21 protein-coding genes are annotated in these 24,322 nt (G+C 67.1%); 11 read left to right on the forward strand and 10 right to left on the reverse strand.

Annotated features, from left to right (window positions below; translation table 11 throughout):
• Nucleotides 1-73: 73 nt before the first annotated feature.
• Both IE083_RS10130 and IE083_RS10135 read left to right on the forward strand, forming a co-directional pair.
• Entirely contained in the window at nucleotides 74-835 is a 762-nt protein-coding gene (locus IE083_RS10130) for a DeoR/GlpR family DNA-binding transcription regulator (protein WP_189353488.1), read from the forward strand.
• Between the two features lie 2 nt (nucleotides 836-837).
• Nucleotides 838-1,431 (forward strand): uracil-DNA glycosylase family protein, encoded by a 594-nt coding sequence (locus tag IE083_RS10135; protein ID WP_189353489.1) that lies wholly within the window; start codon nucleotides 838-840, stop codon nucleotides 1,429-1,431.
• A gap of 37 nt (nucleotides 1,432-1,468) precedes the next feature.
• Here IE083_RS10135 and gcvA read toward each other — a convergent pair whose 3' ends face one another.
• Nucleotides 1,469-2,374, reverse strand: a complete 906-nt coding sequence (gcvA, locus tag IE083_RS10140) for a transcriptional regulator GcvA (RefSeq protein WP_189353490.1) — start codon at nucleotides 2,372-2,374, stop codon at nucleotides 1,469-1,471.
• 393 nt (nucleotides 2,375-2,767) lie between these two features.
• Between gcvA and IE083_RS10145 the strand changes: the two genes are divergently transcribed.
• Nucleotides 2,768-4,504 (forward strand): thiamine pyrophosphate-binding protein, encoded by a 1,737-nt coding sequence (locus tag IE083_RS10145; protein ID WP_189353491.1) that lies wholly within the window; start codon nucleotides 2,768-2,770, stop codon nucleotides 4,502-4,504.
• A gap of 85 nt (nucleotides 4,505-4,589) precedes the next feature.
• On the opposite strand, the gene IE083_RS10150 is transcribed toward IE083_RS10145, so the two are convergent.
• Nucleotides 4,590-5,948, reverse strand: a complete 1,359-nt coding sequence (locus IE083_RS10150) for an MBL fold metallo-hydrolase RNA specificity domain-containing protein (protein WP_189353492.1) — start codon at nucleotides 5,946-5,948, stop codon at nucleotides 4,590-4,592.
• 249 nt (nucleotides 5,949-6,197) lie between these two features.
• Nucleotides 6,198-8,078, reverse strand: coding sequence for a methyl-accepting chemotaxis protein (locus IE083_RS10155; protein ID WP_229799709.1), 1,881 nt, complete (start codon nucleotides 8,076-8,078; stop codon nucleotides 6,198-6,200).
• Between the two features lie 513 nt (nucleotides 8,079-8,591).
• On the opposite strand from IE083_RS10155, the gene ahpC reads away from it, so the two are divergent.
• From ahpC to IE083_RS10175, 4 genes are all read left to right on the forward strand, one after another.
• Nucleotides 8,592-9,155, forward strand: coding sequence for an alkyl hydroperoxide reductase subunit C (gene ahpC, locus IE083_RS10160; RefSeq protein WP_189353493.1), 564 nt, complete (start codon nucleotides 8,592-8,594; stop codon nucleotides 9,153-9,155).
• Between the two features lie 160 nt (nucleotides 9,156-9,315).
• Nucleotides 9,316-10,890 (forward strand): alkyl hydroperoxide reductase subunit F, encoded by a 1,575-nt coding sequence (gene ahpF, locus IE083_RS10165; protein WP_189353494.1) that lies wholly within the window; start codon nucleotides 9,316-9,318, stop codon nucleotides 10,888-10,890.
• A 108-nt stretch (nucleotides 10,891-10,998) separates the two neighbouring features.
• Nucleotides 10,999-11,172, forward strand: coding sequence for a hypothetical protein (locus tag IE083_RS10170; protein WP_189353495.1), 174 nt, complete (start codon nucleotides 10,999-11,001; stop codon nucleotides 11,170-11,172).
• A 151-nt stretch (nucleotides 11,173-11,323) separates the two neighbouring features.
• Nucleotides 11,324-13,984, forward strand: coding sequence for an EAL domain-containing protein (locus IE083_RS10175; RefSeq protein ID WP_189353496.1), 2,661 nt, complete (start codon nucleotides 11,324-11,326; stop codon nucleotides 13,982-13,984).
• A 9-nt stretch (nucleotides 13,985-13,993) separates the two neighbouring features.
• Here the strand turns inward: IE083_RS10175 and IE083_RS10180 are convergent, their stop codons facing one another.
• Entirely contained in the window at nucleotides 13,994-16,492 is a 2,499-nt protein-coding gene (locus IE083_RS10180) for a cation-translocating P-type ATPase (protein WP_189353497.1), read from the reverse strand.
• Between the two features lie 163 nt (nucleotides 16,493-16,655).
• A complete protein-coding gene (locus IE083_RS10185; RefSeq protein WP_189353498.1) occupies nucleotides 16,656-17,441 on the reverse strand; it encodes a transporter substrate-binding domain-containing protein in 786 nt (261 codons plus the stop codon).
• 140 nt (nucleotides 17,442-17,581) lie between these two features.
• Here IE083_RS10185 and IE083_RS10190 point away from each other — a divergent pair, with 140 nt between their 5' ends.
• Nucleotides 17,582-19,111 carry a fumarate hydratase gene (locus IE083_RS10190; RefSeq protein ID WP_189353499.1) on the forward strand — a complete coding sequence of 510 codons (1,530 nt, stop codon included), beginning with the start codon at nucleotides 17,582-17,584 and terminating at the stop codon, nucleotides 19,109-19,111.
• A 119-nt stretch (nucleotides 19,112-19,230) separates the two neighbouring features.
• Nucleotides 19,231-19,515 (forward strand): cupin domain-containing protein, encoded by a 285-nt coding sequence (locus IE083_RS10195; protein WP_189353500.1) that lies wholly within the window; start codon nucleotides 19,231-19,233, stop codon nucleotides 19,513-19,515.
• A 64-nt stretch (nucleotides 19,516-19,579) separates the two neighbouring features.
• Here the strand turns inward: IE083_RS10195 and IE083_RS10200 are convergent, their stop codons facing one another.
• The 5 genes from IE083_RS10200 to IE083_RS10220 all read right to left on the reverse strand — a co-directional run bounded on the left by IE083_RS10200 (nucleotide 19,580) and on the right by IE083_RS10220 (nucleotide 23,242).
• Nucleotides 19,580-20,011 carry a DUF411 domain-containing protein gene (locus tag IE083_RS10200; protein ID WP_189353501.1) on the reverse strand — a complete coding sequence of 144 codons (432 nt, stop codon included), beginning with the start codon at nucleotides 20,009-20,011 and terminating at the stop codon, nucleotides 19,580-19,582.
• 72 nt (nucleotides 20,012-20,083) lie between these two features.
• Nucleotides 20,084-20,782: an EF-hand domain-containing protein gene (locus IE083_RS10205; RefSeq protein ID WP_189353502.1), complete on the reverse strand. Its 699-nt coding sequence runs from the start codon at nucleotides 20,780-20,782 to the stop codon at nucleotides 20,084-20,086.
• A gap of 107 nt (nucleotides 20,783-20,889) precedes the next feature.
• Nucleotides 20,890-22,008 carry an ATP-binding protein gene (locus tag IE083_RS10210; RefSeq protein WP_189353503.1) on the reverse strand — a complete coding sequence of 373 codons (1,119 nt, stop codon included), beginning with the start codon at nucleotides 22,006-22,008 and terminating at the stop codon, nucleotides 20,890-20,892.
• Entirely contained in the window at nucleotides 22,005-22,724 is a 720-nt protein-coding gene (locus tag IE083_RS10215) for a response regulator (protein ID WP_189353504.1), read from the reverse strand. The genes IE083_RS10210 and IE083_RS10215 overlap by 4 nt, the downstream gene beginning before the upstream one ends.
• Before the next feature lie 38 nt (nucleotides 22,725-22,762).
• Nucleotides 22,763-23,242, reverse strand: a complete 480-nt coding sequence (locus IE083_RS10220) for a hypothetical protein (RefSeq protein WP_189353505.1) — start codon at nucleotides 23,240-23,242, stop codon at nucleotides 22,763-22,765.
• A gap of 222 nt (nucleotides 23,243-23,464) precedes the next feature.
• On the opposite strand from IE083_RS10220, the gene IE083_RS10225 reads away from it, so the two are divergent.
• A complete protein-coding gene (locus tag IE083_RS10225; RefSeq protein ID WP_189353506.1) occupies nucleotides 23,465-24,034 on the forward strand; it encodes an isochorismatase family protein in 570 nt (189 codons plus the stop codon).
• The gene (locus IE083_RS10230; protein WP_189353507.1) at nucleotides 24,027-24,260 is read left to right on the forward strand and encodes a DUF1272 domain-containing protein; all 234 of its coding nucleotides are present in this window, start codon (nucleotides 24,027-24,029) and stop codon (nucleotides 24,258-24,260) included. Before IE083_RS10225 ends, IE083_RS10230 begins: the two co-directional genes overlap by 8 nt.
• The last annotated feature ends 62 nt before the right edge of the window (nucleotides 24,261-24,322 follow it).

Raw genomic sequence — 24,322 nt, forward strand, 5'->3', positions numbered from 1 at the left:
GTTGTAGATGCGGCGGCAGCGGCGGCGACTCGGTTACAATGAATATCATCCGGACAAGGGAAGTGCCGCTTGCATGCTGATCCTCAATCAACGTCAGAAAGACCTGCTGGCCTGGGTTAACCGCGAGGGCTATGTCGCGGTCGAGAAAATGGCCGCCCATTTCGCCGTCACCCACCAGACCATCCGCCGCGACATCACACTGCTGGCGGAACACAAGCTGCTGCAGCGCTACCACGGCGGCGCCAGCGTGCTGTCCAGCGTCGAGAACGTCGCCTACGACGCGCGCCAGGTGCTGATGATCGAGGAAAAGCGCCGTATCGCGCGCGCGCTGGCGGCGGAAATCCCCGACAACGCCTCGCTGTTCATCAATCTCGGCACCACCACCGAGGAGGTGGCCAAGGCGCTCTCCCAGCACCGCGGCCTGCGCGTGATCACCAACAACTTCCACATCGCCAACCTGATGTGCGACTACCCCGACTGCGAGGTGCTGGTCGCCGGCGGCGCGCTGCGCAAGCGCGACCGCGGCCTGACCGGCGAGGCGACGGTGCAGTTCATCCGCCAGTTCAAGGTCGACTACGGCATCATCGGCGTGTCCTGTATCGAGTACGGCGGCGTGCTGCGCGACTACGACTACCGCGAGGTGCTGACCACGCAGGCGATCATGCAGCAGTCGCGCCAGGTGTGGCTGGCGGCCGACCACTCCAAGTTCGATCGCCCGGCGCTGGTGGAACTGGGGCATCTGGCGCAGGTGGATGCGCTGTTTACCGACCAGCCGGTAAGTGCGGAAATGGCCGAGGTGCTGGCCGCCGGCGATACCCGGCTGGTGGTGGCCTGATCATGGCGGCGACCGACTACTTGGCTTGTGACCGGCTGCTGGCAGAGGTGCGCGCCTGCCGGCTGTGTGCTGCACATTTGCCGCAGGAACCGCGTCCGCTGCTGCAGCTGGGCCGAGGTGCGCGCCTCCTGATCGCCGGTCAGGCACCGGGGCGCAGGGCGCACGACAGCGGCGTGCCGTTTGATGATGCCAGTGGCGAGCGCTTGCGGCTGTGGCTGGGGGTGGACAAGGCTGTCTTTTACGATCCGCAGCACATCGCCATCCTGCCGATGGGACTGTGCTATCCCGGCAGCGGCAAATCCGGCGACCTGCCGCCACGGCCGGAGTGTGCGCCGCAGTGGCGCAATGCCTTATTGGCACAGCTGCCGCAATTGCAGCTGACCCTGGTGCTGGGCCAGTACGCACTGGACTGGCATCTGCCGCAGTACGACACGGTGACGGCGGCCGCGCAGGCCTGGCAGCAGACCCTGCCGCTCGGCGTACTGGCACTGCCGCACCCCAGCCCGCGCAACAACCTGTGGCTGCGGCGCAACCCGTGGTTCGAGACCGAGGTGCTGCCGGCACTGCAGGCGCGGATAGCGGCCCTGCTGCGCTGAACACGGATGTATTGCCGGGCGCGCGTTGCGGCCAACCTTATCCGCCTGCTTCTGCCTGTGCCAGCAGCCATTCGCGGAACATGCGTACCTTGTAGACGTCGGTGCGGGTGGCCGGATGCACCAGATAGTAGGCATGCTGGCTGCGCACCGGCTTGTCCAGCGCCAGCACCAGCCGGCCGCAGGCCAGCTCTTCCGCCACCAGGAACTGCGGCAGCACCGCGATGCCGAGTCCGGATACCGCCGCCTGTATCACCATGAAGAAGTGCTCGAAGCGCGGGCCGGACAGCAGGCTGGCCTGGCGTGCATTCATGTCCGGCAGGCCGGCGGCGGACAGCCAGTCGTTCCATGCCTGTGGCCGCGTGGTGTGTTGCAGCAGGGTGTAGTCCAGCAGCTCGCGCACATCAAGCAGCGGTTGCTTCAGCAGGCCGGGGGCGCATACCGGCACGATATCCTCGCCCATCAGCCGGTGGCAGATGGCACCCGGCCACAGCGCCGGGCCGAAGTGGATCGCCACATCGGCCTCTACCTTGTCGAAATCGAACGGCCGCACCTGGGTCACCAGATTGAGCTGGATGTCCGGGTAGCGCGTGCTGAAATCCACCAGCCGCGGCACCAGCCAGCGCGAGCCGAAGGTGGGCAGCATGGCCACGGTCAGTACACCGCCCTCGCCGCGACAGGCCATCAGCTGCAGCGTGGCGGCCTCGGCGCGGTCCAGCACGTCCTGTATCGCCGCGGCGTAGGCCTCGCCGGCCACGGTCAGCACCAGCCGCTGTTTGACGCGCTCGAACAGCGGGCGGCCGATGAAGTCTTCCAGCCCGCGAATCTGCCGACTGACCGCGCTTTGCGTCAGGCTCAGCTCTTCGGCGGCGCGGGTAAAGCTGAGGTGGCGCACGGCAGCTTCGAAACACTGCAGGGCCATCAGCGAGGGCAGGGTGCGGCGCATGGCAGTTCATGAGTTTCCGGAATGAAGTCAGCAGAATACATCGCTTGAGCGCGACAGGGAAAGCCGCAACACTTTGCCTTGCCAGGACCGCCTCCGGATTGCCGGCATTCATCAGGCTGGCCGGCAACGGGCATTCGCAAACGACGCTGCCGGCGCATTGCGGCGTCGCGCGCCCCTGACAGTGAATGCACTGCGGCGGGGCACGCTCCTTGCACTGCATCCGGCAGCGCGTGGCCGCAGCTACAAAAAAGACCTTGAACAGGTTCTTACACTGCGCGGCCATAGCGTATCCGGCCGGTGGCACACTGCCGCCGGCCGTGACTGTTTTGCCGTGAACCGCCAGGGTTGGCCGCACGGCAACCGGTCACCACCAGAACAAAAGGGAAAACATATATGAACAGCAAGTTGGCAGGGCATCTGCTGGTGGAGTGCCTGGTGGCACAGGGTGTGGACATCGCTTTTGGCGTGCCGGGCGAAAGCTACCTGGCGGTGCTGGACGGCTTCTATCGCAGCCGCGAGCAGATCCGCTTCGTGGCCTGCCGTAACGAAGGCGGCGCCGCCTTCATGGCCGAGGCGCACGGCAAGCTCACCCGTCGCCCCGGCGTGTGCCTGGTGACGCGCGGCCCCGGGGCCACCAACGCCAGCATCGGCGTACACACCGCGTTCCAGGATTCCACCCCCATGGTGCTGCTGGTCGGTGACGTGGGCAGCGATTGCCGCGACCGCGAAGCGTTCCAGGAAATGGACTACAGCGTGTACTTCGGTCCGTCCACCAAGGGCATGGCCAAGCGGGTGGAGCGCATCGACGACGCCAACCGCATCCCGGAATACATCAGCCGCGCCTTCGCCACCGCCATGAACGGCCGTCCCGGCCCGGTAGTGCTGGTGTTGCCGGAAGACATGCTGGTGCAGCCGGTGGCCGACAGCCTGCAGCCGCTGCCACGGGTGGAAGCCGTAGCGCCGTTCCCGGACCCGGCCGGCATCGCCGCGCTGCAACGCCTGCTGGAGCAGGCCGAACGCCCGCTGATCATTGCTGGCGGCAGTGGCTGGGATGCCGCAGGCGCCGCCGCGCTGCAAGCCTTTGCCGAGCGCTGGCAGCTGCCGGTGGGCAACGCCTTCCGCTTCCAGGACACGTTCGACAACCATCACCCGCTGTATGCCGGCGACGTCGGTATCGGTATCAACCCTCTGCTTGCGGCCAACATCCGTAACAGCGACCTGATCATCGCCATCGGCGCCCGGCTGGGCGAGATGACCACCGGCGGCTACACCCTGCTGCAGGCGCCGCGCAGCCAGCAGCAACTGGTGCACATCCTGCCGCAGGGCGATGAACTGGACCGCGTCTACCAGGCCGACGTGGCGATCCAGTCCGGCGTCAACGCCGCCGCCCAGGCACTGGCCGCATTACCATCTCCGGTGGCGGCCCCGGCTGCTGCGCCGCGCTGGCAGGCCTGGAGCCGGCAGCTGAACGCCGACTACCGCGCCAACCTGGTGCCGCAACGCCTGGCCGGGCTGAACGAAGGCATCAGCGGCGACATCGACCTGCCGCGCGTCATCGCCAGCCTGCAGCGCCAGCTGCCGGCCGATGCGGTCATCACCAACGGCGCCGGCAACTTCGCCAGCTGGATCCACCGCTACTTCCAGTACCACGGCGTGGTGAAAGGCCACAAAACCCAGCTGGCACCCACCAACGGCGCCATGGGCTACGGCGTGCCGGCCGGCATTGCGGCCAACCTCGCCACCGGCCGCACCGCCTTCACCATCGCCGGTGACGGCGACTTCCTGATGAACGGCCAGGAACTGGCCACCGCGCTGCAGCACGGCGGCAAATCCATCATCCTGCTGCTCAACAACGGCGTGTACGGCACCATCCGCATGCACCAGGAACGCGAGTACCCCAACCGCATCAGCGGCACCCAGCTGGGCAACCCGGATTTCTGCCAGTTGGCCAGCGCCTATGGCTACGCCGCCGAGCGCATCGCCAGCAACGACGAGTTCGACGCGGCACTGGGACGCGCACTGGCACACCCGAACGGCACGCTGCTGGAAATCCGCCTGCCGCCGGACATCATCAGCACCCGCGCCACGCTGTCCACCATCACTGAGCAGGCCCTGCAGCGCGCCAGGTAAGCATCTTCATCAAACCGCTGCCGCTGGTGTGCGGGCTGTTTGCCCGGCCGCACCAGCGGCTTTGTCATGTCTGCCGGTGGCGCCGCTACAGCGCAACACGCTGCTGGTGTTCCGGCACCGCCACGTTCCAGTGCAGCTCCAGGCTGATGCGGCGGCGCAGCGCGTCGGCGGCGGCCGGCTCGCCGTGGATCACGAATACCTGCTGCGGCGCGGTGTTGAAGCCCTGCAGCCAGTGCAGGATCTCGTTGCTGTCGGCGTGGGCGGACAGGTGCTCCAGCGCCACCACTTCGGCCTTGATCGGCACGTCCTGACCGTGGATGCGCACCGAGCCGGCGCCGGCCACGATCAGCGCGCCGCGGGTGCCGCCGGCCTGGAAGCCGGAAAACAGCAGCGTGTTGCGCGTATTGGGCGCGAACGCCTTCAGGTGATGCAGCACGCGGCCGCCGGTGGCCATGCCGCTGGCGGCGATGATGATCGCCGGTTCCTTGCTCTGGTTCAGGCGCTTGGATTCCTCGACCGAGCGCACGATGTGGGCGACGCGGCACATGCCCTCGCACTCGCTCTGCGACAGTTTGTGCAGGTGGTGGAACTGCTGGTACAGCGCGGTGACATCGCTGGCCATCGGGCTGTTGAGATAGACCGGCAGCTGTTGCGGGATGCGGCCGCGCTGCTTCAGTTTGTAGATGTAGTACATCAGCAGCTGGGCGCGGGCGACGGCAAAGGACGGGATCACGGTGATGCCGTGGCGGCCCGCGGTGCGGTTGATGATCTCGGCGAGGAGGTCTTCCACCGGCTCGGCGGGGTGAGTGCGGTCGCCGTAGGTGGATTCCACCAGCAGGTAGTCGGCGTGGCGCACCGGCTGCGGTGGCGGCATGATCGGGTCGTGCTGGCGGCCGAGGTCGCCGGAGCAGACCAGGGTTTTGCCTTCGGCCTCGATGGTGACGCTGGCGGCGCCGAGGATGTGGCCGGCCGGGCGCAGCAGCAGGTGGATGTCGGGGAAGATTTCGCGGCGCTGGTTGAACGGCAGCGGCCGCAGGTAGGCCAGCGCGCGTTCGGCGTCGGCCTCGGTGTACAGCGGCAGCGCCGGCTGGTGCTTGGAGTAGCCGCGGCGGTTGGCGTATTCGGCTTCTTCTTCCTGCAGGTAGCCGCTGTCGGGCAGCAGGATCGCGGCCAGCTCGCAGCTGGCCTCGGTGGCGTACACCGGGCCGCGAAAGCCGTCGCGTACCAGCGCCGGCAGGTAGCCGCTGTGGTCGAGGTGGGCGTGGCTGAGCACCACGGCGTCGAGATCGGCCGGGGCGAACGGCAGCCCGGCCCAGTTGCGCAGCCGCAGCTGCTTGTAGCCCTGGAACAGGCCGCAATCGAGCAGGATCTTGCGGCCGCTGCACTCCAGCAGATACTTGCTGCCGGTGACGGTGCCGGCGGCGCCGAGAAAGGTGAGGTGCATGAGCGTTTCCTGTGCCGCTGGGGCGCTGGTGGCTGGGGCCGCACAGCGGGGCGGCGCGACGGTTCACTCTTATATATAGAGAGTCGCCGCGCGGGCGGTGAGGCCGATTGACGATGGCCGGCACCGGCTGGCCGTGTCAGGGCCGGTGAACAGGAGGCAGTGCGGAAGGCGGCCGAGGTGGGGCCAAAAGCAAAAAGGTTGGCCGCAGCGCGGACGCTGCGGCCAACCTTGTCATGCGGCGGATAGCGCTCAGAGGCGGAAGCGCGCCACCATGCCGTGCAGGTGATTGGACAGCTGGTGCAGTTCGTCCACGGTGCGGGTGGCACTCTGCACCGCCTGGTCGGTTTCGATCGCCATGTGGTTGGCGGTCTCTGCCGCGCGCGCCATGTCGGTGGTGGCGATCGACTGTTCACGGGTGGCGTCGGCGATGTCGCGGATGGTGAGCACCACGCGCGACACCTCGTCCTCAATGCCGGCCATCTGCCCGGCGACCTGGCGCGAGGCGCTGACCCCGTGCTGCACCGATTGCCGGGTGTCTTCCATGCCGCCCAGCGCCGATTCCACATCGTGATGGGTGGCGTCGATCAGCTCGCCGATCTCCACCGTAGCCTTGGCGGTGCGCTCGGCCAGCTTGCGCACCTCGTCGGCCACCACCGCGAAGCCGCGTCCGGTCTCGCCGGCGCGCGCCGCCTCGATCGCCGCGTTCAGCGCCAGCAGGTTGGTCTGGTCGGCAATGTCCTTGATCACACTGATGATCTGGTCCATCTGTGCCGAACGCTGTCCCAGCGCGCCGAGGGTGGTGGCCAGCTGGCCGACCTGGCCGGCGATGCGCTCGATGCCGCCGGCCAGCTCGCCCACCGCCTGCGCCGACTGGCGCGAGGTCTGCCCGGTCTGCACCACCACCTCTTCCGCCGAGGTGGCGTTGCCGGCGATGTGGTTGATGCTGACGGTGATCTGTTCGATGGTGGCGGCGGTGGCGCTGGAGGCGTCGGCCTGCTGCTTCGAATCGCTGGCCAGCTGGCGGGTGATGCCGTTCAGCGCGTCGATGCCGCCGTTGAGCGATACCGAGTGCTCGCGCACTTCCAGGAACATCTGTCGCAGGCTGCCGATGAAGCGGTTGAACGCCTCGGCGGTCTGGCCGATTTCGTCCTGCTTGTCCACCACCAGCTGGTGGGTCAGGTCGCCGTCGCCGGTGGCGACATCCAGCAGCGCATCGCGCAGCCGCACCAGGCTGGCCAGCAGGCGGGTGAGGGCGAAGTTGGCCAGCACGATGCCGATCACCGCGACCGCGAGGCCGGCCAGCACCAGCGTCAGCAGCAGCTGGTTCAGCGGCGCCAGCATTACGTCCTTCTCCACCACCGTGCCCAGCACCCAGTCGCTGCCGGCGACGCTGGCGACCTCGGCGTAGTGGCTGCGGCCATCGATCTCCACTTCATGCAGCGTCGGGCTGTTGCCGGCGGCGCTCACCAGCGCGGGGTCAAAGCCCGGCATCACCTCGGCCACCGGCTTGAGGGTGGAACCGGCCGCCGGGTGGCTGACGATCTTGCCGTCGCGCGTGACCAGGAAGGCATAACCGTCGCCGCGCAGCCTGATCGCCTTCACCACAGCGGTCAGCCCGTCCAGCGCGATGTCGCCGCCGACCACGCCGATCTGCGCGCCGCCGCGCAGGATCGGGCTGGCCACGGTCACGCCCAGCTTCTGTGTGCTGCTGAACACGTAGGGCGCGGTGACGGCAGCGCCTCTTTGTGCAGTCGCCAGCTGGTACCACGGCCGCGCGGTCGGGTCATAGCCGTCGGCCGGCTGTTTGTCAGGTGTGTGGTAGTGCATCGCCTTGTCGGCGTAGCCGGCGAACAGCTGGTCGAAGTGACCGGCGTCCTTGCCCTGCTGCAGGAACGGGTAGGGCGCGCTGGCATCGACATCGGCGAGGCGGTTGGCTGTTGACTCGATGGCGTCGCGGCGCTGGGCCAGCCAGCGGCCGAGCGCCTCGCCGTTGCCGGCGATGGCGGCGTCCAGCTCCTGCTGCACGCCGTGGATGATCTCGCCGCGCATGCGCTGGTAGGAGAGCGCGGACAGCAGCGCGATGGCAATCGCCAGCAGGATGGCGACAAAAAACAGGAGTCGCTGTTTCAATGACATGGTATTCCTCGTGATAAGCATGGCAACGCGGCGGACCGGGTTGCCACAGGTGTTGACCGGATGCAGCACAGGCTGTTCCGGGCTATTTTATTGGTTTAATGACAAATGAGCGCGCAGAATGGTAAGGCATTGTGACAAGTTGCGCCAGTGTGACAGGCAGGCCCTGTGCTGCGCATGCAGCATTGCAGGAGTGTCGGTCAGTTTGATGACAGCGCGCGGCGCATGGGCAGCCCAGGGTTGGCCGCATGTGGTGGTGGCAGCCGGCTGCTTTACCCATCTGAAGTCCTGAGCCGGCCGCTCTGAACCGTAGGGTCTGTTGACGTTTCGTTTTGCGATCCACAAACGAAACGTCAACAGACCTTGGTATTCCTGCCGTGCGGCAGGGCGGGCAATGGCGTAATAAGAAAAATAAAACTATTCGAAAAAAACAATCAATTGGAATTTGCTATTGCTATCCGGCATCATCCATCCGTCGATAACGACTAACCCAATGCCAAGGAGCGAAGCATGTCCATCATCAACAGCCAGATCAAACCGTTTGCCAGCAAAGCCTTCCATAACGGCCAGTTCATCGACGTGACCGACCAAACCCTGCTGGGCAAATGGTCTGTTGTCTTCTTCTACCCGGCCGACTTCACCTTCGTGTGCCCGACCGAGCTGGGCGACCTGGCTGACCTGTACCCGGAATTCCAGAAGCTGGGCGTGGAGATCTACTCGGTGTCCACCGACACCCACTTCACCCACAAGGCGTGGCATGACACGTCCGACACCATCAAGAAGATCCAGTACCCGATGCTGGCCGACCCGACCCACCTGATCGCCCGCAACTTCGGCGTGCTGATCGAGGAAGCCGGCCTCGCCGACCGCGGCACCTTCGTGATCGACCCGGCAGGCAAGATCCAGATCGTGGAAATCAACGCCGGTGGCGTGGGGCGCGATGCCGCCGAGCTGCTGCGCAAGGTGAAGGCCGCCCAGTACGTGGCCGCGCACCCGGGCGAAGTGTGCCCGGCCAAGTGGCAGGAAGGCGATGCCACCTTGGCACCATCGCTGGACCTGGTCGGCAAAATCTGAGTTTCCGCCGCGCTGCTCCGGCAGCGCCCCGGCAAGCCGGCTGACTCTCTCCGGCCGGTTTGCCAATCACCCGACATTCATTGCCGGGTGCCCCGGAAAACGGCCTTGCGGCCAACCTTGGGGCCGCTTTCCCGGGTACCCGTATACCAAGGAGCACATCATGCTGGACAACACTATCAAGACCCAACTGCAAGCTTACCTGACCAAGTTGCAACAGCCGATCGAGCTGGTGGCCAGCCTGGGCGCCGGCGCCAAGGACGAAGAAGTGCGCGGCCTGCTGGCCGACATCGCCGGCCTGTCCGACAAGGTCAGCGTGCATTTTGACGGCACGGCCAGCCGCCAGCCGTCGTTCACCGTTGGCCGCAAGGGTGAAGACACGGCCCGCGTGCAGTTTGTCGGCGTACCGCTGGGCCACGAATTCACCTCGCTGGTGCTGGCACTGCTGCAGGTGGGCGGCCATCCGTCCAAGGCCGGACAGGAGCTGATTGCCCAGATCAAGGACCTGGGCGGCGAATACCGCTTCGAAACCTATATCTCGCTGTCGTGCCAGAACTGCCCGGACGTGGTGCAGGCGCTGAACCTGATGGCGGTGCTCAACCCCGGCATCCGCCACAGCATGATCGACGGCGCGCTGTTCCAGGACGAGGTAGCCGCCCGCCAGATCATGTCGGTGCCGACCGTGTACCTGAATGGCGAGGTGTTCGGCCAGGGCCGCATGGGGCTGGAAGAGATCGTCGCCAGACTCGACACCGGCGCCGCGGCGCGCGAGGCGGAAAAAATCGCCAGTAAAGACGCGTTCGACGTGCTGGTGGTCGGCGGCGGCCCGGCTGGCGCCGCCGCCGCCATCTACACCGCGCGCAAGGGCATCCGCACCGGCGTGGTGGCCGAGCGCTTCGGCGGCCAGGTGCTGGATACCCTGGGCATCGAGAACTTCATTTCGGTGAAGGAAACCGAAGGCCCGAAACTGGCGCTGGCGCTGGAACAGCACGTGAAGGAGTACGACGTGGACGTGATGAACCTGCAGCGCGCCAGCAAGCTGGTTCCGGCCAGTGAAAGCGCCAGCGGGCTGACCGAAATCCAGCTGCAAAGCGGCGCCACGCTGCGCGCCAAAACCGTGATCATCGCCACCGGCGCGCGCTGGCGCGAAATGAACGTGCCGGGCGAACAGGAATACCGCAACAAGGGCGTGGCCTACTGCCCGCACTGCGACGGCCCGCTGTTCAAGGGCAAGCGTGTGGCGGTGGTGGGGGGCGGCAACTCCGGCGTGGAAGCGGCCATCGATCTCGCCGGCATCGTGTCGCATGTCACGCTGCTGGAATTCGGCGACGCCATGCGTGCCGACGCGGTGCTGCAGCACAAGCTGCGCAGCCTGCCCAACGTGACCATCATCCTGCAGGCGCAGACCACCGCAGTGACCGGCGACGGCGGCAAGGTGAACGGCATCGACTACATCGACCGTGCCGGCGGCGAGGCCCGCCATATCGAACTGGAAGGCATCTTCGTGCAGATCGGCCTGCTGCCGAATACCGGTTGGCTCAAGGGTTCGGTCGAGCTGTCCAGCCGTGGCGAGGTTCTGATCGGCCGCCAGCAGGACACCACCGTGCCCGGCGTGTTCGCCGCCGGTGACGTCACCGACGTGCCGTACAAGCAGATCATCATCGCCATGGGCGAGGGCGCCAAGGCCGCGCTCGGTGCCTTCGACCACCTGATCCGCAGCGGCGTCGCCGCAGGCTGAGCCCAAGGTTGGCCGCAGCCTGCGGCCAACCTTGTCATTCTGTCATCGCCAGAGCAAGCCCCGCATCGTTCGATGCGGGCATATCCCTTTTTATGGCGATTGTTTGTCATGACATGTTTTTACCGGTACGGCTGCGATGGCGTACCTGGTATCGTTGCCGCCGGCTTGCGGCCAACCCTGGTGGTCGCGGCAAGGTTGGCCGCAACGGTGCTGCCGGACCGGATGGTTCGCGCCGGCTGCAGGATGCCGGGTGAAGATGGCCGCATTCGCGGTGCGGTATAAACGCCACGCCAGTCCGCAGCCGTTGGCATGAGCGGCGGCGGCTTCAGGTAACATGCATCCGGATGTGGTGCTTGGCGGTTGCGGCGGCATGGCCGCCTTGCCGCACCCCGCCGGTATGCCGTACCGGTGTGCAACCAAGGATGAATGTGGCATGACAGGTAGCCCCCGTAATCGTTTTATCCTGCTATCGACCATCGGCTATGCCGTGCTCGGGCTGTTGTGGATTCTATTGTCCGACCGCATGCTGCTGCTGTTTACCGATGCCGGCGCCCTGACCCGGCTGTCGACTGCCAAGGGCATATTCTTCGTCATTGCCACGGCGGCGGTATTCTTTATCCTGCTGCATGCGGTGCCGCCGGCCAGCGCCGCAGCCCGTGCAGCTACGCTGGCACCCGGCATGGGGCTCCGGCGGCGGCTGCACTGGCTTTTTTATGTCTTTGCGGTGGCAATTACCGCTGCGGTGCTGCTGCTGCGCCTTTACATTCCGTTTGACTTCAGCACCCGGCCGATACTGATCCTGTTCATGTTGCCTATCGTGCTGTGCGCGCTGCTGGGCGGGCTGGGGCCGGGGCTGTTTGCCACCGCACTCTCCGCGCTGGTTACCGATCTGGTTGCCCAGCCGCACTTCCACAGTGCGGCATCGTCCCCCTATGTGCAGCTGCAATGGATATCCCTGGTGCTCAACGGCATCGGCGTCAGCCTGCTGAGCGGCTTGCTGCACCAGTCGCTGGCCAGGCAGGAGCACAGCCGCCGCCTGCTGGACGTGGTGGTAACCGGCACCACCGATGCCGTATTCGTCAAGGACGGGCAGGGGCGCTATTTGCTGGCCAATGCCGCTACTGCCGCCATTGTCGGCAAGCCGGTACGCGACATCCTTGGCCACGATGACCGCGAGCTGTTCGATGCGGCCTCGGCGCAGGCGCTGATGGCGAAGGATCGTGACATCATGGCCGCCGGTGTGGTGCAGACCGGCGAAGAGCACCTGGTGCTGCCCGATGGCAAGGCGATGGCGTTTCTGGTCACCAAGGGGCCGATGTACGATGGCAACGGCCACATCTGCGGCCTGTTCGGCATCTCGCGCGATATCACCGGGCGCAAGCAGTCCGAGCTGGCGCTGAGAGAGGCGGCGGTGGTGTTCGATGGCAGCTACGAGGGCATCATCGTGGTCAACCCGGATGGCCTGATTACCAAGGTCAACGCCGCCTTCTCGCGTATTACCGGCTACCGCGCGGACGAGGCCATTGGCCGCTCGCCGCGAATGCTGTCATCCGGGCGGCACGATACGGCTTTTTACCGCGCGATGTGGGATTCGGTGCTGCAGCAGGATTTCTGGCGCGGCGAAATCTGGAACCGGCGCAAGAGCGGCGACTGCTATCCCGAGCTGCTGACCATCTCGGTGGTGCGTGACGAGTCGGGCCGGATCTGTCACTACATCGGCATTTTTGCCGATATCAGCCAGCAGAAGGCGCACGAGGCCGAGCTGGAGCGCATTGCCAATTACGACCCGCTGACCGGCCTGCCGAACCGGCGCCTGCTGTCCGACCGGCTGGGACAGGCGATCCGGCACAGTGCACGCAGCGGCAAATCCTGTGCCGTCTGTTTTCTGGACCTTGACGGGTTCAAGACCATCAACGACCGGCACGGACATGCTGCCGGCGACCGCTTGCTGGCCGGTGTCACCGACAGCCTGAAGACGGTGCTGCGCGCCGACGATACCCTGGCACGCCTGGGCGGCGACGAGTTCGTGGTACTGCTGGTTGATGTGGCCGGCACCGGCGAATGTGCGCTGGTGCTGGAACGGTTGCTGGCAGCGATCCGGCAGGAGGTGCGTCTTGGCGATGTGGCGGTGTGCGTCTCGGCCAGCATCGGCGTCAGTCTCTATCCGCAGGACAATGTCGATGCCGACACCCTGCTGCGCCACGCCGACCAGGCGATGTACCTGGCCAAGAATGCCGGCAAGAACCGTTACCAGATATTCGATCCGGAGATCGACCGCAAGGCGCAGGCGCACCGCAAGGAGCTGGAACTGCTGCGCCATGCCCTGGCCAACGGCGAGTTCGTGCTCTACTACCAGCCCAAGGTGGACCTGGAAAGTGGCGACATCATCGGTGCCGAGGCGCTGATCCGCTGGCATCACCCCGAGCGTGGCTTGCTGCTGCCGGGGGAGTTTCTGCCGCTGCTGCATGGCAGCGAGCTGGAGAACGCGGTCGACGAGTGGGTGATCAACACTGCGTTGGCACAGGCCTCGGCATGGCACGACATCGGGCTGTCGATGCACGTCAGCGTCAACGTCAGCGCCGGCTACCTGCTGGCGCCGACTTTCTGTGCCGATCTGGCGCGTGCGCTGCAGCGCCACGGCAACGTGCCGCCGGCGCACCTGGAACTGGAGGTGCTGGAGACGGCAGCCATCGCCGACATGGAGCAGGCGGTTGTCGTCCTGCAGCGCTGCCGCCAGTTGGGCGTGCACTTTGCGCTGGATGATTTCGGTACCGGCTATTCGTCGCTGACCTATCTGCGCAAGCTGCCGGTCGATACCCTCAAGATCGACCAGAGCTTCGTGCGCGACATGCTCAATGATGCCGACGATCTGGGCATCGTCGAAGGCGTCATCCAGTTGGCAACGGTATTCGGGCGGCAGGTGATCGCCGAAGGGGTGGAGACGCTGCAGCACGGCGCGCTGCTGCGCCGGCTTGGCTGCCGCGTGGTGCAGGGCTACGGCATTGCACGGCCACTGGCTGCCGACGCCTTCCCGCAGTGGTGCCAGCAATGGCAGGCCGATGCCGCTTGGCACACCCTTACCGTCTCATCCTGATCGTCAACCTCAGAACCTGCCGGCGACGTGCTTGCTGCCTTCCAGCAGCAGCAGGGTGGCGCAGCCCAGCGCGAACGCCGCCAGCCACAGCCCCGGCGCCGGCGGCACGAAGCCGAAGGCGCCGGCCAGCGCCGGGATGTCGGTGATCAGCAGCAGGCTGAGCAGGGTGCCACCCAGCACCCACGCCGCCACCGCCGACAGCCCGCCGAACAGCGCCCGCCAGCCGCTCTGCGCCGAGCGGTTGGGCAGGATCAGCAGCGCATTGGCGCTGACCAGCACGATGAAGGCCAGCGTCCGCGCGGTGGCGTCGTCGAGCGCCGCCGCCAGGCTGGCGGCGTAGGCGACGCCGCAGCTGAGCAGCACCAGCGCGCCCTGCGCCAGCGCCAGCCACACCTGCGGCAGCGACAGCAGCGCCTCGCCGGTGTGGCGTGGCGGCTGCTGCATCTGCTGCGGTCGTTCGCTCTCGGCCTCGAACACGATGGAGCAGGCCGGGTCGATCAGCAGCTCCAGGAAGGCGATGTGGATCGGCGCCAGGATCAGCGGCATGCCGAACAGCAGCGGCAGCATCGACAGCCCGATGATGGGCACGTGCACCGCCAGCGTGTAGCTCATCGCCTGGCGCAGGTTGGCGAAGATGCGCCGCCCGAGGCGGATCGCGGCCACGATGGCGGTGAAGTCGTCGTCCAGCAACACCAGCGCGGCGGCTTCGCGTGCGACATCCGTGCCGCGCTTGCCCATCGCGATGCCGATGTGCGCCGCCTTCAGCGCCGGCGCGTCGTTGACGCCGTCACCGGTCATCGCCACCACCTCGCCGGCGGCCTTCAGCGCGTTGACGATGGCCAGCTTCTGCTGCGGCGTGACGCGCGCGAACACGTTGATGCCGGCCAGCTGCCGGCCAAGGTTGGCCGCATCGTCGCCCAGTGCCGCAAGCTCGGCGCCGGTCAGCGTGCCGCGGCTGGCGATGCCGGCCTGGCGGGCAATGGCGCGCGCGGTGTGCGGGTGGTCGCCGGTGATCATCAGCACGCGGATGCCGGCCTGCCGGCACTCGCGGATGGCGGCAGGCACCTCCGGGCGCAGCGGGTCGGCAAAGCCGGCGAGGCCGAGCAGCGTGAAGTCGAAATCATGCTGTAGCGCCGGCCACGCCCGCTGCGGGCTGTGCCGCGCCTTGGCGATGGCCAGCACGCGCAGGCCGCGGTCGGCCAGCCGCGTCGCGTCCGCGATCAGGCGCGCGCGCGCCGCGTCCGGCAGGTGGCACAGCTCGGCGATCGCCTCCGGCGCGCCCTTGGCGGCGACCACGTCGTCGTCGCCGCCGCCCTGCCGCCACAGGTGCGACATCGCCAGCAGCGCCGGCGACAGCTCGTACTCGCGCGCCAGCGACCACGCCGGGTGCAGGTGTCCGGTGTCGGCCAGATGGGTGCGCGCGTAGTGGTGGAAGGCCTGTTCCATCGGGTCGTGCGGCTCGATCTCGCTGGCCAGCACCGCGTACTCCAGCAGCTCGTGGTAGGCCTCCGGCAGCTCGCCGCCGGGCAGCCGGCCGGTGTCCAGCAGCTGGCCGTCCACCGCCAGTGCCGCCAGCGCCATGCGGTTCTGCGTCAGGGTGCCGGTCTTGTCGACACACAGCACCGTGGTTTCCCCCAGCGTCTCGATGGCATTCAGGCGCCGGGTCAGCACCTGGTGGCTGGCGATGCGGCGCGCGCCCAGCGCCAGGAACACGATCATGATCACCGGGAATTCCTGCGGCAGGATACCCATCGCCAGCGTGATGCCGGCCAGCAGCGCGTCCAGCCAGCTGTCGCGCAGCAGCCAGTACAGCAGCGCCAGCAGCAGGCACAGGCCGACACCCAAGAGCGCCAGCTGCCGCGTCAGCCGCGCGATCTCGTCGCGCAGCGGCGAGGCCTCGACGGCGATGCTGGTCAGCGATTTGCCGATACGGCCCAGCTCGGTGCGCTGGCCGGTGGCGCACACCTGCAGCAGGCCCTGGCCACGCACCACCAGCGTGCCGGCGTAGGCCGGCTCGCGCTGGCCGAACTTGGCCACCGGCTCCGATTCGCCGCTGAGCATGGATTCGTCGGTGGCCAGCTCGTGCGCCTGCAGCACCACGCCGTCGGCCGGAATGCGGTCGCCCTCGCTGAGGATCAGGATGTCGTCGCGCACCACCTCGCGCCCGGCGATGCGCTGCGCCTCGCCGTCGCGGATCACCAGCGCGCGCGGGCTGGACAGCTCGCGCAGCGCCTCCAGCGCGTTCTCGGTGCGCCGCTCCTGCACGATGGTGACGGTCATGATGATGGCGACGAAGCCGAGCAGGATCAGCGCCTCGTGCGCGTCGCCCATCGCCAGATAGATGGCGCCGGCGCCGAGCAGCAGCAGGAACATCGGCTCGCGCACCACCTCGCCGGCGATGGCGGCCAGGCTGCGGCGCTGCTCGGTGCCCAGCTCGTTGGCGCCTTCGGCGGCCAGCCGGGCGCGGGCAACGCTGTGGCTGAGTCCGCGGGGAAAGGCTTCGCTCATGACGGCTCCGGCAGGAAGACAAGGCAGGGATCGTATAGCGGTTATAGCAACTGACGCCGGCCCTGGTGGTAGGGAGAGGCGTTCGCTTTTGGCCGGCGGCGCCGGCGAGCGGCTTACCGTGGGTGCCGGGCGTTCAGGGCGTACAAGGCGTGCCGGAAACGGCTCAGTCGCCGGGCAGCGTCTCGCGCGGCAATTGCAGGCGCTGGCGCAGGCGCTCGAACACACCCTCGCGCTGCAGCAGGCGGAACAGGCGGGCATAACGGCGGCTCAGTTGCGGCGCGGTGCCGGGGCTGAACGCGAGGTACAGCGGGGTGGACAGCGCCGGCAGCGGCAGCACCGGCTGCAGCTGTTGCGGGTCCAGTCCCAGCTCGCGCGCACGCCACGCCAGCACCAGGGAATTGGAGAACGGCAGCAGGTCGATGCGGCCGGCGTACAGCTTGCGGATATTGGACAGATCGTCGCTGCTTTGCTGCAGGTTGCGCTCGTAGGCAAAACCCTGTTGCAGCAGGTAGTCCGCCTTCATGTCCCGCGCGGTCACGCCCAGCTGCCAGCGCTGTGCCTGCTGCAGCGTGGCGGGGTTGACCTCGGGGCGGCTGGCCAGGCGCCACAGCCTGGCGTCGCCATTGGCGATGCGCCCGATCCAGCCATAGCGCGCCTCGCGCTGCGGCGTGCGGCCCAGGCAGAAGATCAGCAGCCCGGGCGTGGTCTCCGCCATCTGGTAGGCGCGCGGCCACGGCAGGAACTGCACGTTCAGCGTATCGCCGTTGCGCGCCGCCAGCGCTTGCGCCGCTTCCAGAGCCAGTCCCCACGGCGCCAGCCCCCACGGCGCCGGCTGCTCGCTCTGGAACGGCGGGAATTCGGTGGTGACGGCGTGGATGACGGCCGCCGTGGCCGGGGCGGGCAGCCACAGCAGGCACAGCAACAGCGGTAACAGCGGGCGCGGCATCATGATGCCCTGATGATTTTTTGACAAACGGCAGCATGAACGCAAGCCGGGCAATCTTCAAGCATTCCAGCATGGCGCAGCGCAGCGTAAGTCCCTAAAATGGGGCGGTTATCCCCACAGCCGCTACGCTGGAGAACACATCAATGGCTATCATCCGTCAGGAAGACTTTATCCAGAGCATCGCCGATGCTTTTCAGTACATCAGTTGCTATCACCCCAAGGATTACATTGACGCGCTGTACAAGGCGTATCAGCACGAGGAAAGCCCCGCCGCCAAGGACGCGATGGCGCAGATCCTGATCAACAGCCGCATGTGTGCCGAAGGCCGTCGTCCGATCTGCCAGGATACCGGCATCGCCGTGGTGTTCCTGAAGGTGGGCATGAAGGTGCAGTGGGACAGCACCCTCTCCGTGCAGGAAATGGTCAACGAAGGCGTGCGTCGCGCCTACAACAACCCGGACAACAAGCTGCGCGCCTCGGTGCTGCTGGATCCGGCCGGCCTGCGCAAGAACTCCAAGGACAACACCCCGGCGGTGGTGCACTTCGAGATCGTCGAAGGCGACGGCGTGGAAGTGATCTGCGCCGCCAAGGGCGGCGGCTCGGAGAACAAGTCCAAGTTCTACGCGCTGAACCCGTCCGACTCCATCGTCGACTGGGTGATCAAGACCGTGCCGACCATGGGCGCCGGCTGGTGTCCGCCGGGCATCCTCGGCATCGGTATCGGCGGCACGCCGGAAAAGGCGATGCTGCTGGCCAAGGAATCGCTGATGGACCACGTCGACATCCACGAGCTGAAGGCGAAAGCCGCCAAGGGTGAAGAGCTGAGCCGCGTCGAAGCGCTGCGTCTGGAAATCTTCGACAAGGTCAATGCGCTGGGCATCGGCGCGCAGGGCCTGGGCGGCCTGACCACGGTGCTGGACGTGAAGATCCTCGATTACCCGACCCACGCGGCATCCTTGCCGGTGGCGATGATCCCGAACTGCGCCGCCACCCGCCACATCCACTTCCATCTGGACGGCAGCGGCCCGGCGCACCTGGAAACACCGAAGCTGGAAGACTGGCCGGAAATCACCTACGACACCAGCAACGGCAAGCGTGTCGACCTCAACAACATCACCCGCGAAGAAGTGGCCAGCTGGCAGCCGGGCGACGTGCTCTTGCTCAACGGCAAGATCCTGACCGGCCGTGACGCCGCGCACAAGCGCATGGTGGACATGCTGAACAAGGGCGAGAAGCTGCCGGTGGACTTCACCAATCGCTTCATCTATTACGTCGGCCCGGTGGATCCGGTGCGTGACGAAGTGGTCGGCCCGGCCGGCCCCACCACCGCCACGCGCATGGACAAGTTCACCCGCCAGATGCTGGAACAGACCGGCCTGCTCGGCATGATCGGCAAGGCCGAGCGCGGCCCGGCGGCGATCGAAGCGATCAAGGACAACAAGGCGGTGTACCTGATGGCGGTCGGCGGCTCGGCTTATCTCGTGTCCAAGGCGATCAAGGCGTCCCGCGTGGTCGGCTTCGAGGACCTGGGCATGGAGGCGATCTACGAGTTCGACGTGCAGGATATGCCGGTGACCGTGGCCGTGGATTCCTGTGGCACCTCGGTGCACAATACCGGCCCGGCCGAGTGGAGCGTGAAAATCGCCGATATCGCGCGCAAGCAGCTGGCATAAGCCGGAGATTGCGGCCAACGTTGGCCGCAGGCACAAACGCCGGTCCCCTGTGGAGCCGGCGTTTTTTATCGTGGACCAAGGGTTTGCACGGCCATGTCCGTTTTTGAGGAGCAGAACAGATGAACAGTATTCCGGGTGCCTTGCTGCAGCTTGGGCGCATCAATGGTGACAGTTGCGACGTAACGCTGGCGACGCGTGCCAACCTGAGCGTGCCGCCACATCGTCACGATACCCATAATTATGTACAGGTCTGCAGTGGTGTGCTGTATCTGACACTGGATGGTACTGAACGGGCCATCGGCGCCGGACAGTGGTGTGATATCCCGGCCGGGGCGCTGCATGCCGAACGTTTTGCCGAGGAAACGACGGTGATCGTGTTCTGGAAAAAGGAGGCGGCGGCCTGAGCGGCACGGACCGCATCCTTTACTGCCGGCATTCAGGCAAATACCGGCCTGCTTTGAACAGACCCTAGCGGTTGGCGTACACCCACTGTTTGCCCTTGGCATCAAACGCCATCACCTGGTAGGGCTGCTTGGCGCCGGTTTCCATGCCGGGACTGCCCTGCGGCATGCCGGCTACCGCCAGGCCGCGGATATCCGGTTTTTCCTTCAGCACTTTCTGCACCAGGTCGGCCGGCACATGGCCCTCGAATACATACTTGCCGATGGTGGCGGTGTGGCAGGAGCGCAGCTTGGCCGGCACCTGCAGCTGGTCCTTGATGGCGCTCATGTCGCTGCGCGGCGCGATGGTCAGGGGCAGCTGCTTGCTGGCCATGTGCTCGCCCCATTTGCTGCAACAGCCGCAACTGGGGTCCTTGAACAGGGTGGCCACCGGTGCGGCCAGCACCGGCAGGGAAAGTGCCAGCAGGGTGCCGGCGCGGAACAGGGATCGGATCAGCATGGGGGGCCTCGTCAGGAAAGGGGTGGCCAGTGACAGACCGTGGCCGGCGTCACCGGTTCCCGTCGGCGGGTGTCAGGCGGTCAACTGCACGCTGCTGCCACTGTTGCTGTCGTCGTCGCTGCCGTAGGCGCGCAGCATCGCCATCAGCCGCATCATGATGCGACCATCCTGCTCGCTGTCGGCGCCAGCAACGCTGCCGTCCCCGCTGCTGCCGTCACTGCTGCCGCGCTGTGCCTCCTCGTAGGCGATGCTTTCCGCGAAGCTGACCTTGCCATCCTGGTTGCTGTCGGCGCTGTCGAAGTTTTCCGCCAATGCGGTGAAGCGGGCTGCCGCCACGCTGTCGCCGGCCTCGCTGGCGTCGACAGCCATCGCCGACAGCTGTTCCTGCTCAAGGCCAGCGTCGTCCCCGCCGCCTGCCGGTGGTGGCGGCATGCCCTGCCTGCCGCCGGCCATCATCATGCCGCCCATACCCTGGCTGCGCAGGGCGTTGAACTGGCTGTCCAGCTCTTCTGCCAGCTGTTTCAGGCGCGTGCTCAGCTCGCTCTTGCTGACCTTGCCGTCGCTGTCGCTGTCCAGCGCGGCAAACAGGTCTTCGTTGTCGCTGCCAAAATCGCTGGCTTCGAGATAACCCTGGTTGTCGGTATCCAGCTTGCTGAAGATCTCGCTGGCCATCTGCTCGCTGTCCGGGCGCTTCATCGCGCGCGGACCGCCGCCCATGCTGCTCATGCCGGACAGGTAGCTGCTGCCGACACTACTGATTGCGCTGCTCATTGTCATGCTCCTCGTCTCGCTGTCGGATTTCCCGAGCGCACCCGTGGCGCGGCTGCGGGTGATGACAATTTATAGCCGTTGTGTCGGCGCCATTTATCCGCTTTGTATCAAAGCTGATACAAGGCGCCGTGCGCGTCGCGCGGCAGGGTCAGGCGCGCAACCAGGCCGCCCTGCGGCGCATTGTGCAGCGTCAGCGTGCCGCCCATGCGCCGCGCCGCGTCGCGGGCGATGGCGAGGCCCAGGCCGACACCGCCGGTGTGGCGGTTGCGCGATTCTTCCAGCCGCACGAAGGGCTCGAACACCGAGCTCATGCGGTTTTCCGGAATGCCGGGGCCGTGGTCGCGGATCTCGATGCACACCGTATCGCCGCTCTGCTGCAGGTGGATGTCGGCGCGTTCGCCATAGCGCAGTGCGTTTTCCAGCAGGTTGTCGAGGCAGCGGCGCAGGCTGCCCGGCAGCGTCAGCAGGCTGTCGGTGTGGCCGTCGACGCTGACGTGGTGGCCCTGTTCCTGCGCGTCCTCGGCCAGCACCTGCAGCAGCGCGGTGATGTCCAGCAGCTGCCAGCTTTCCTGTTGCGATTCGTCGCGCAGGTAGGCCAGCGTCGCGTCCAGCATCGCGGTCATGTCGTCGATGTCCTTGCCCAGCCTGGCCTGTAGCTCGGCATCGTCCAGCTGTGCGCTGCGCAGGCGGATGCGGGTCAGCGGTGTGCGCAGGTCGTGCGAGACCGCGGCCAGGAAGCGGCTGCGCTCCGCCAGCTGCTGGCGCAGCTTGTCCTGCATGCGGTTGAACAGCCGCGCCGCCTGCCGCGTTTCCAGAGGCCCGCTTTCCGCTATCGGCGGCGCCTCCAGATTGTCGCCCAGCCGGGCCGCGGCCTGGGTCAGCTGCTGGATGGGGCGCGCCAGCCGCCGCGCGCCGTACCAGGCCAGCAGGCCGATGATCGCCAGCGTCACCAGCTGCGCCAGCCAGAATGGCGCCGGAAAGCGGTTGCGATTGTCCGGTGGCGGCGGTGGCGGCTGCTGCACGGTATCGCCGGGCGCCAGGGTTGGCCGCAGGCCGGCGCCGGGGGCGGTACGCTCCAGTGGCGGGCGCGGCGGCGGCTCGTCATGCGAAAAGTGCGGGCCGAAAAACAGCAGCAGGCTGGTCATCACCAGATGGGTGGTCAGCAGCGCCGCCACCACCAGCCCGAACAGGCGGGTGAAGACGGTATCGGGAATCAGGCGTTTCATTGGCGTACCTTGCAGTCAAACAGGTAACCCTCGCCGCGCACCGTCTTCAGCAGGCGCGGCGCTTTCGGGTCGTCGCCCAGCTTCTGGCGCAGGCGCGATACCAGCAGGTCGATGCTGCGGTCGAAGGCCTCCACCGTGCGCCCGCGCGCCGCGTCCAGCAGCTGCTCGCGGCTGAGGATGCGCTGCGGCCGCTCCAGGAAGGTGCACAGCAGCCGGTATTCGGCGTTCGACAGCGGCACCAGCAGCTGCTGCGGGGTGGTGAGTTCGCGCTTCAGGTGGCTCAGCGTCCAGCCGTCGAAGTGCACGTCCTGCTGCGGGTTGCCGTTGCCGCCGGCGGCGCTGCGCAGGCTGCGCCGCAGCACGGTATGGATGCGCGCCACCAGTTCGCGCGGGTCGAACGGCTTCACCACGTAGTCGTCGGCGCCCAGCTCCAGCCCCACCACGCGGTCGGTGGCCTCGCCGCGCGCGGTGAGCATGATGATGGGCAGCTCGCCCTCGCCGCGGATCTGGCGGCACAGCGCCAGGCCGTCCTCGCCGGGCAGCATCAGGTCCAGGATCACCAGGTCGAAGCGCTGCGCGGCCAGCGCCGCACGCATCGCCACGCCGTCGCCGACGCAGGTGCAGTGCATGGCGTAGGCCTGCAGGTACTGGCCGAGCAGGCTGCGGATCTCCGGGTCGTCGTCAACGATCAACAGGCGGGTGGCGGGGCGGGTCATGCGGGCTTCCGTTTCGGTTCGGTGGTGGGCAGCCGTGATTATGGCTGATCCTGCGGCGCCGCCGGCACGGCAAGTTCGCTGTTCATGTGCGCCAGCAGGCCTTGCCGCACCAGGCTGGCCTGTTGCGCGTCCAGGCTGTCGAGGAAGGCGAGCCACGCGGCGGGCAGGGCGCCCGCCGTGTCGCTGGCCGCCACGCCGGTGCGCAGCGCGGCCGACAGGCTGCTGCTGTCGTCTTCCAGCTGCCGGCGCAGGGTCTGCTGCGCCTGTTGCCGCGCCTGGCGGCGGGTGGCCTGCGCGCTGAGCTCGGCGATGTCGGCCTTCAGCCACAGCGCCTGCTGTCTGGCGTTCAGTTGCAGATAGGGCAGCAGCGGCTCCAGCTGGCCGGCCAGGCCCGGTCGCGGGTGGTGGGCGCCGCTCTGGTGGGGCGGCGGGGCGACCGGCGGCTGCGCCAGCGCGCCGTGCAGCACGGTCAGGCAGAGCAGGGTGGCGAGCAGGCGCGGCAGGGCGGGACGTTTCATCGTGGCTTCCTTTGCATAGGGACGGGGCATTCCCGCAGCCTGCAGTGTCCGCCGCCACCGTGTCGGCGCCTTGTCGGCTTTGTATCGGCGCTGACACAGTCGCGCCGCATGTGGGAAACGGATGGCGCAATCGGTCCGCAGGTGGTCGGCTTTGCGCCTCGCGGCCAGGGTTGGCCGCAGCCACAATGGTGTCATTCCCTGCCACTACCCGAGGAAAGCACCATGTCCCGTTCCGCCCTGCTCGTGATCGATGTCCAGGATTCCTTTCTGCAATGCCCGTACTGGGATGCCGCCGCCTTGCCCGCGTTTCGCGACCGGCTGCTGGCGCTGATAGACGGCGCCCGTGCGCGCGGCGTGCCGGTGGTGCATGTGTTGCACGAGGACGGTGACGGCCCGTTCGGCGCTGCCTCCGGTCTGGTGCGGCCGATGGCGTGGCTGCCGGACGGCGCCGACGTGACCTTTACCAAGCACGTGCACAACGCGTTTACCGATACCGGCCTGCAGGCGTGGCTGGCGGCGTGCGGCATCGACCGCCTGATCGTCAGCGGCATTCGCAGTGAACAGTGCTGCGAGACCACCACCCGCGTCGGCAGCGATCTCGGCTTTGCCGTCGATTACGTGTCGGAGGCGACGCTGACCTTTGCCATGACCCATCCCGTCAGCGGCCGCGTCTACAGCCCGCAGGACATCATCGCCCGCACCGAGCTGGTGCTGGCCGGCCGCTTTGCCGAGATCCACCGCGTAGACAGCGTGCTGGCGCGGCTGGACGCGGAGGAGGTGTGCCATGCTTGAGCTGCGCCCCGGCTGCGAGCTGTGCGATACCGATCTGCCGGCCGATCTGCCCGGCGCCTTCATCTGCAGCTTCGAGTGCACCTTCTGCCACGACTGCGCGGCGCGTTTGGAGCATTGCTGTCCCAATTGTGGCGGCGAGCTGCTGCCGCGGCCGTGGCGAACGGGCGCGAGGCTGGCGGCCAAGCCGGCCAGCACGCAGCGCGTGGTCAAGCCGCGCCCGCTGTAGCCACGCCATCGTGAACACACTGTCGCTGTTGCCACCGGCATGGCTGGCGTAAGGTAGCAGGC

Origin of the sequence: Vogesella fluminis, assembly GCF_014652335.1 — a bacterium.
GTDB lineage: Bacteria > Pseudomonadota > Gammaproteobacteria > Burkholderiales > Chromobacteriaceae > Vogesella > Vogesella fluminis.

What these genes read in the sequence shown, in the direction of transcription:
- IE083_RS10130 (WP_189353488.1), top strand. Translation starts at nt 74, where the DNA reads ATGCTGATCCTCAATCAACGTCAGAAAGACCTGCTGGCCTGGGTTAAC.
- IE083_RS10135 (WP_189353489.1), top strand. Translation starts at nt 838, where the DNA reads ATGGCGGCGACCGACTACTTGGCTTGTGACCGGCTGCTGGCAGAGGTG.
- gcvA (WP_189353490.1), bottom strand. Translation starts at nt 2,374, where the DNA reads ATGCGCCGCACCCTGCCCTCGCTGATGGCCCTGCAGTGTTTCGAAGCT.
- IE083_RS10145 (WP_189353491.1), top strand. Translation starts at nt 2,768, where the DNA reads ATGAACAGCAAGTTGGCAGGGCATCTGCTGGTGGAGTGCCTGGTGGCA.
- IE083_RS10150 (WP_189353492.1), bottom strand. Translation starts at nt 5,948, where the DNA reads ATGCACCTCACCTTTCTCGGCGCCGCCGGCACCGTCACCGGCAGCAAG.
- ahpC (WP_189353493.1), top strand. Translation starts at nt 8,592, where the DNA reads ATGTCCATCATCAACAGCCAGATCAAACCGTTTGCCAGCAAAGCCTTC.
- ahpF (WP_189353494.1), top strand. Translation starts at nt 9,316, where the DNA reads ATGCTGGACAACACTATCAAGACCCAACTGCAAGCTTACCTGACCAAG.
- IE083_RS10170 (WP_189353495.1), top strand. Translation starts at nt 10,999, where the DNA reads ATGACATGTTTTTACCGGTACGGCTGCGATGGCGTACCTGGTATCGTT.
- IE083_RS10175 (WP_189353496.1), top strand. Translation starts at nt 11,324, where the DNA reads ATGACAGGTAGCCCCCGTAATCGTTTTATCCTGCTATCGACCATCGGC.
- IE083_RS10180 (WP_189353497.1), bottom strand. Translation starts at nt 16,492, where the DNA reads ATGAGCGAAGCCTTTCCCCGCGGACTCAGCCACAGCGTTGCCCGCGCC.
- IE083_RS10185 (WP_189353498.1), bottom strand. Translation starts at nt 17,441, where the DNA reads ATGATGCCGCGCCCGCTGTTACCGCTGTTGCTGTGCCTGCTGTGGCTG.
- IE083_RS10190 (WP_189353499.1), top strand. Translation starts at nt 17,582, where the DNA reads ATGGCTATCATCCGTCAGGAAGACTTTATCCAGAGCATCGCCGATGCT.
- IE083_RS10195 (WP_189353500.1), top strand. Translation starts at nt 19,231, where the DNA reads ATGAACAGTATTCCGGGTGCCTTGCTGCAGCTTGGGCGCATCAATGGT.
- IE083_RS10200 (WP_189353501.1), bottom strand. Translation starts at nt 20,011, where the DNA reads ATGCTGATCCGATCCCTGTTCCGCGCCGGCACCCTGCTGGCACTTTCC.
- IE083_RS10205 (WP_189353502.1), bottom strand. Translation starts at nt 20,782, where the DNA reads ATGAGCAGCGCAATCAGTAGTGTCGGCAGCAGCTACCTGTCCGGCATG.
- IE083_RS10210 (WP_189353503.1), bottom strand. Translation starts at nt 22,008, where the DNA reads ATGAAACGCCTGATTCCCGATACCGTCTTCACCCGCCTGTTCGGGCTG.
- IE083_RS10215 (WP_189353504.1), bottom strand. Translation starts at nt 22,724, where the DNA reads ATGACCCGCCCCGCCACCCGCCTGTTGATCGTTGACGACGACCCGGAG.
- IE083_RS10220 (WP_189353505.1), bottom strand. Translation starts at nt 23,242, where the DNA reads ATGAAACGTCCCGCCCTGCCGCGCCTGCTCGCCACCCTGCTCTGCCTG.
- IE083_RS10225 (WP_189353506.1), top strand. Translation starts at nt 23,465, where the DNA reads ATGTCCCGTTCCGCCCTGCTCGTGATCGATGTCCAGGATTCCTTTCTG.
- IE083_RS10230 (WP_189353507.1), top strand. Translation starts at nt 24,027, where the DNA reads ATGCTTGAGCTGCGCCCCGGCTGCGAGCTGTGCGATACCGATCTGCCG.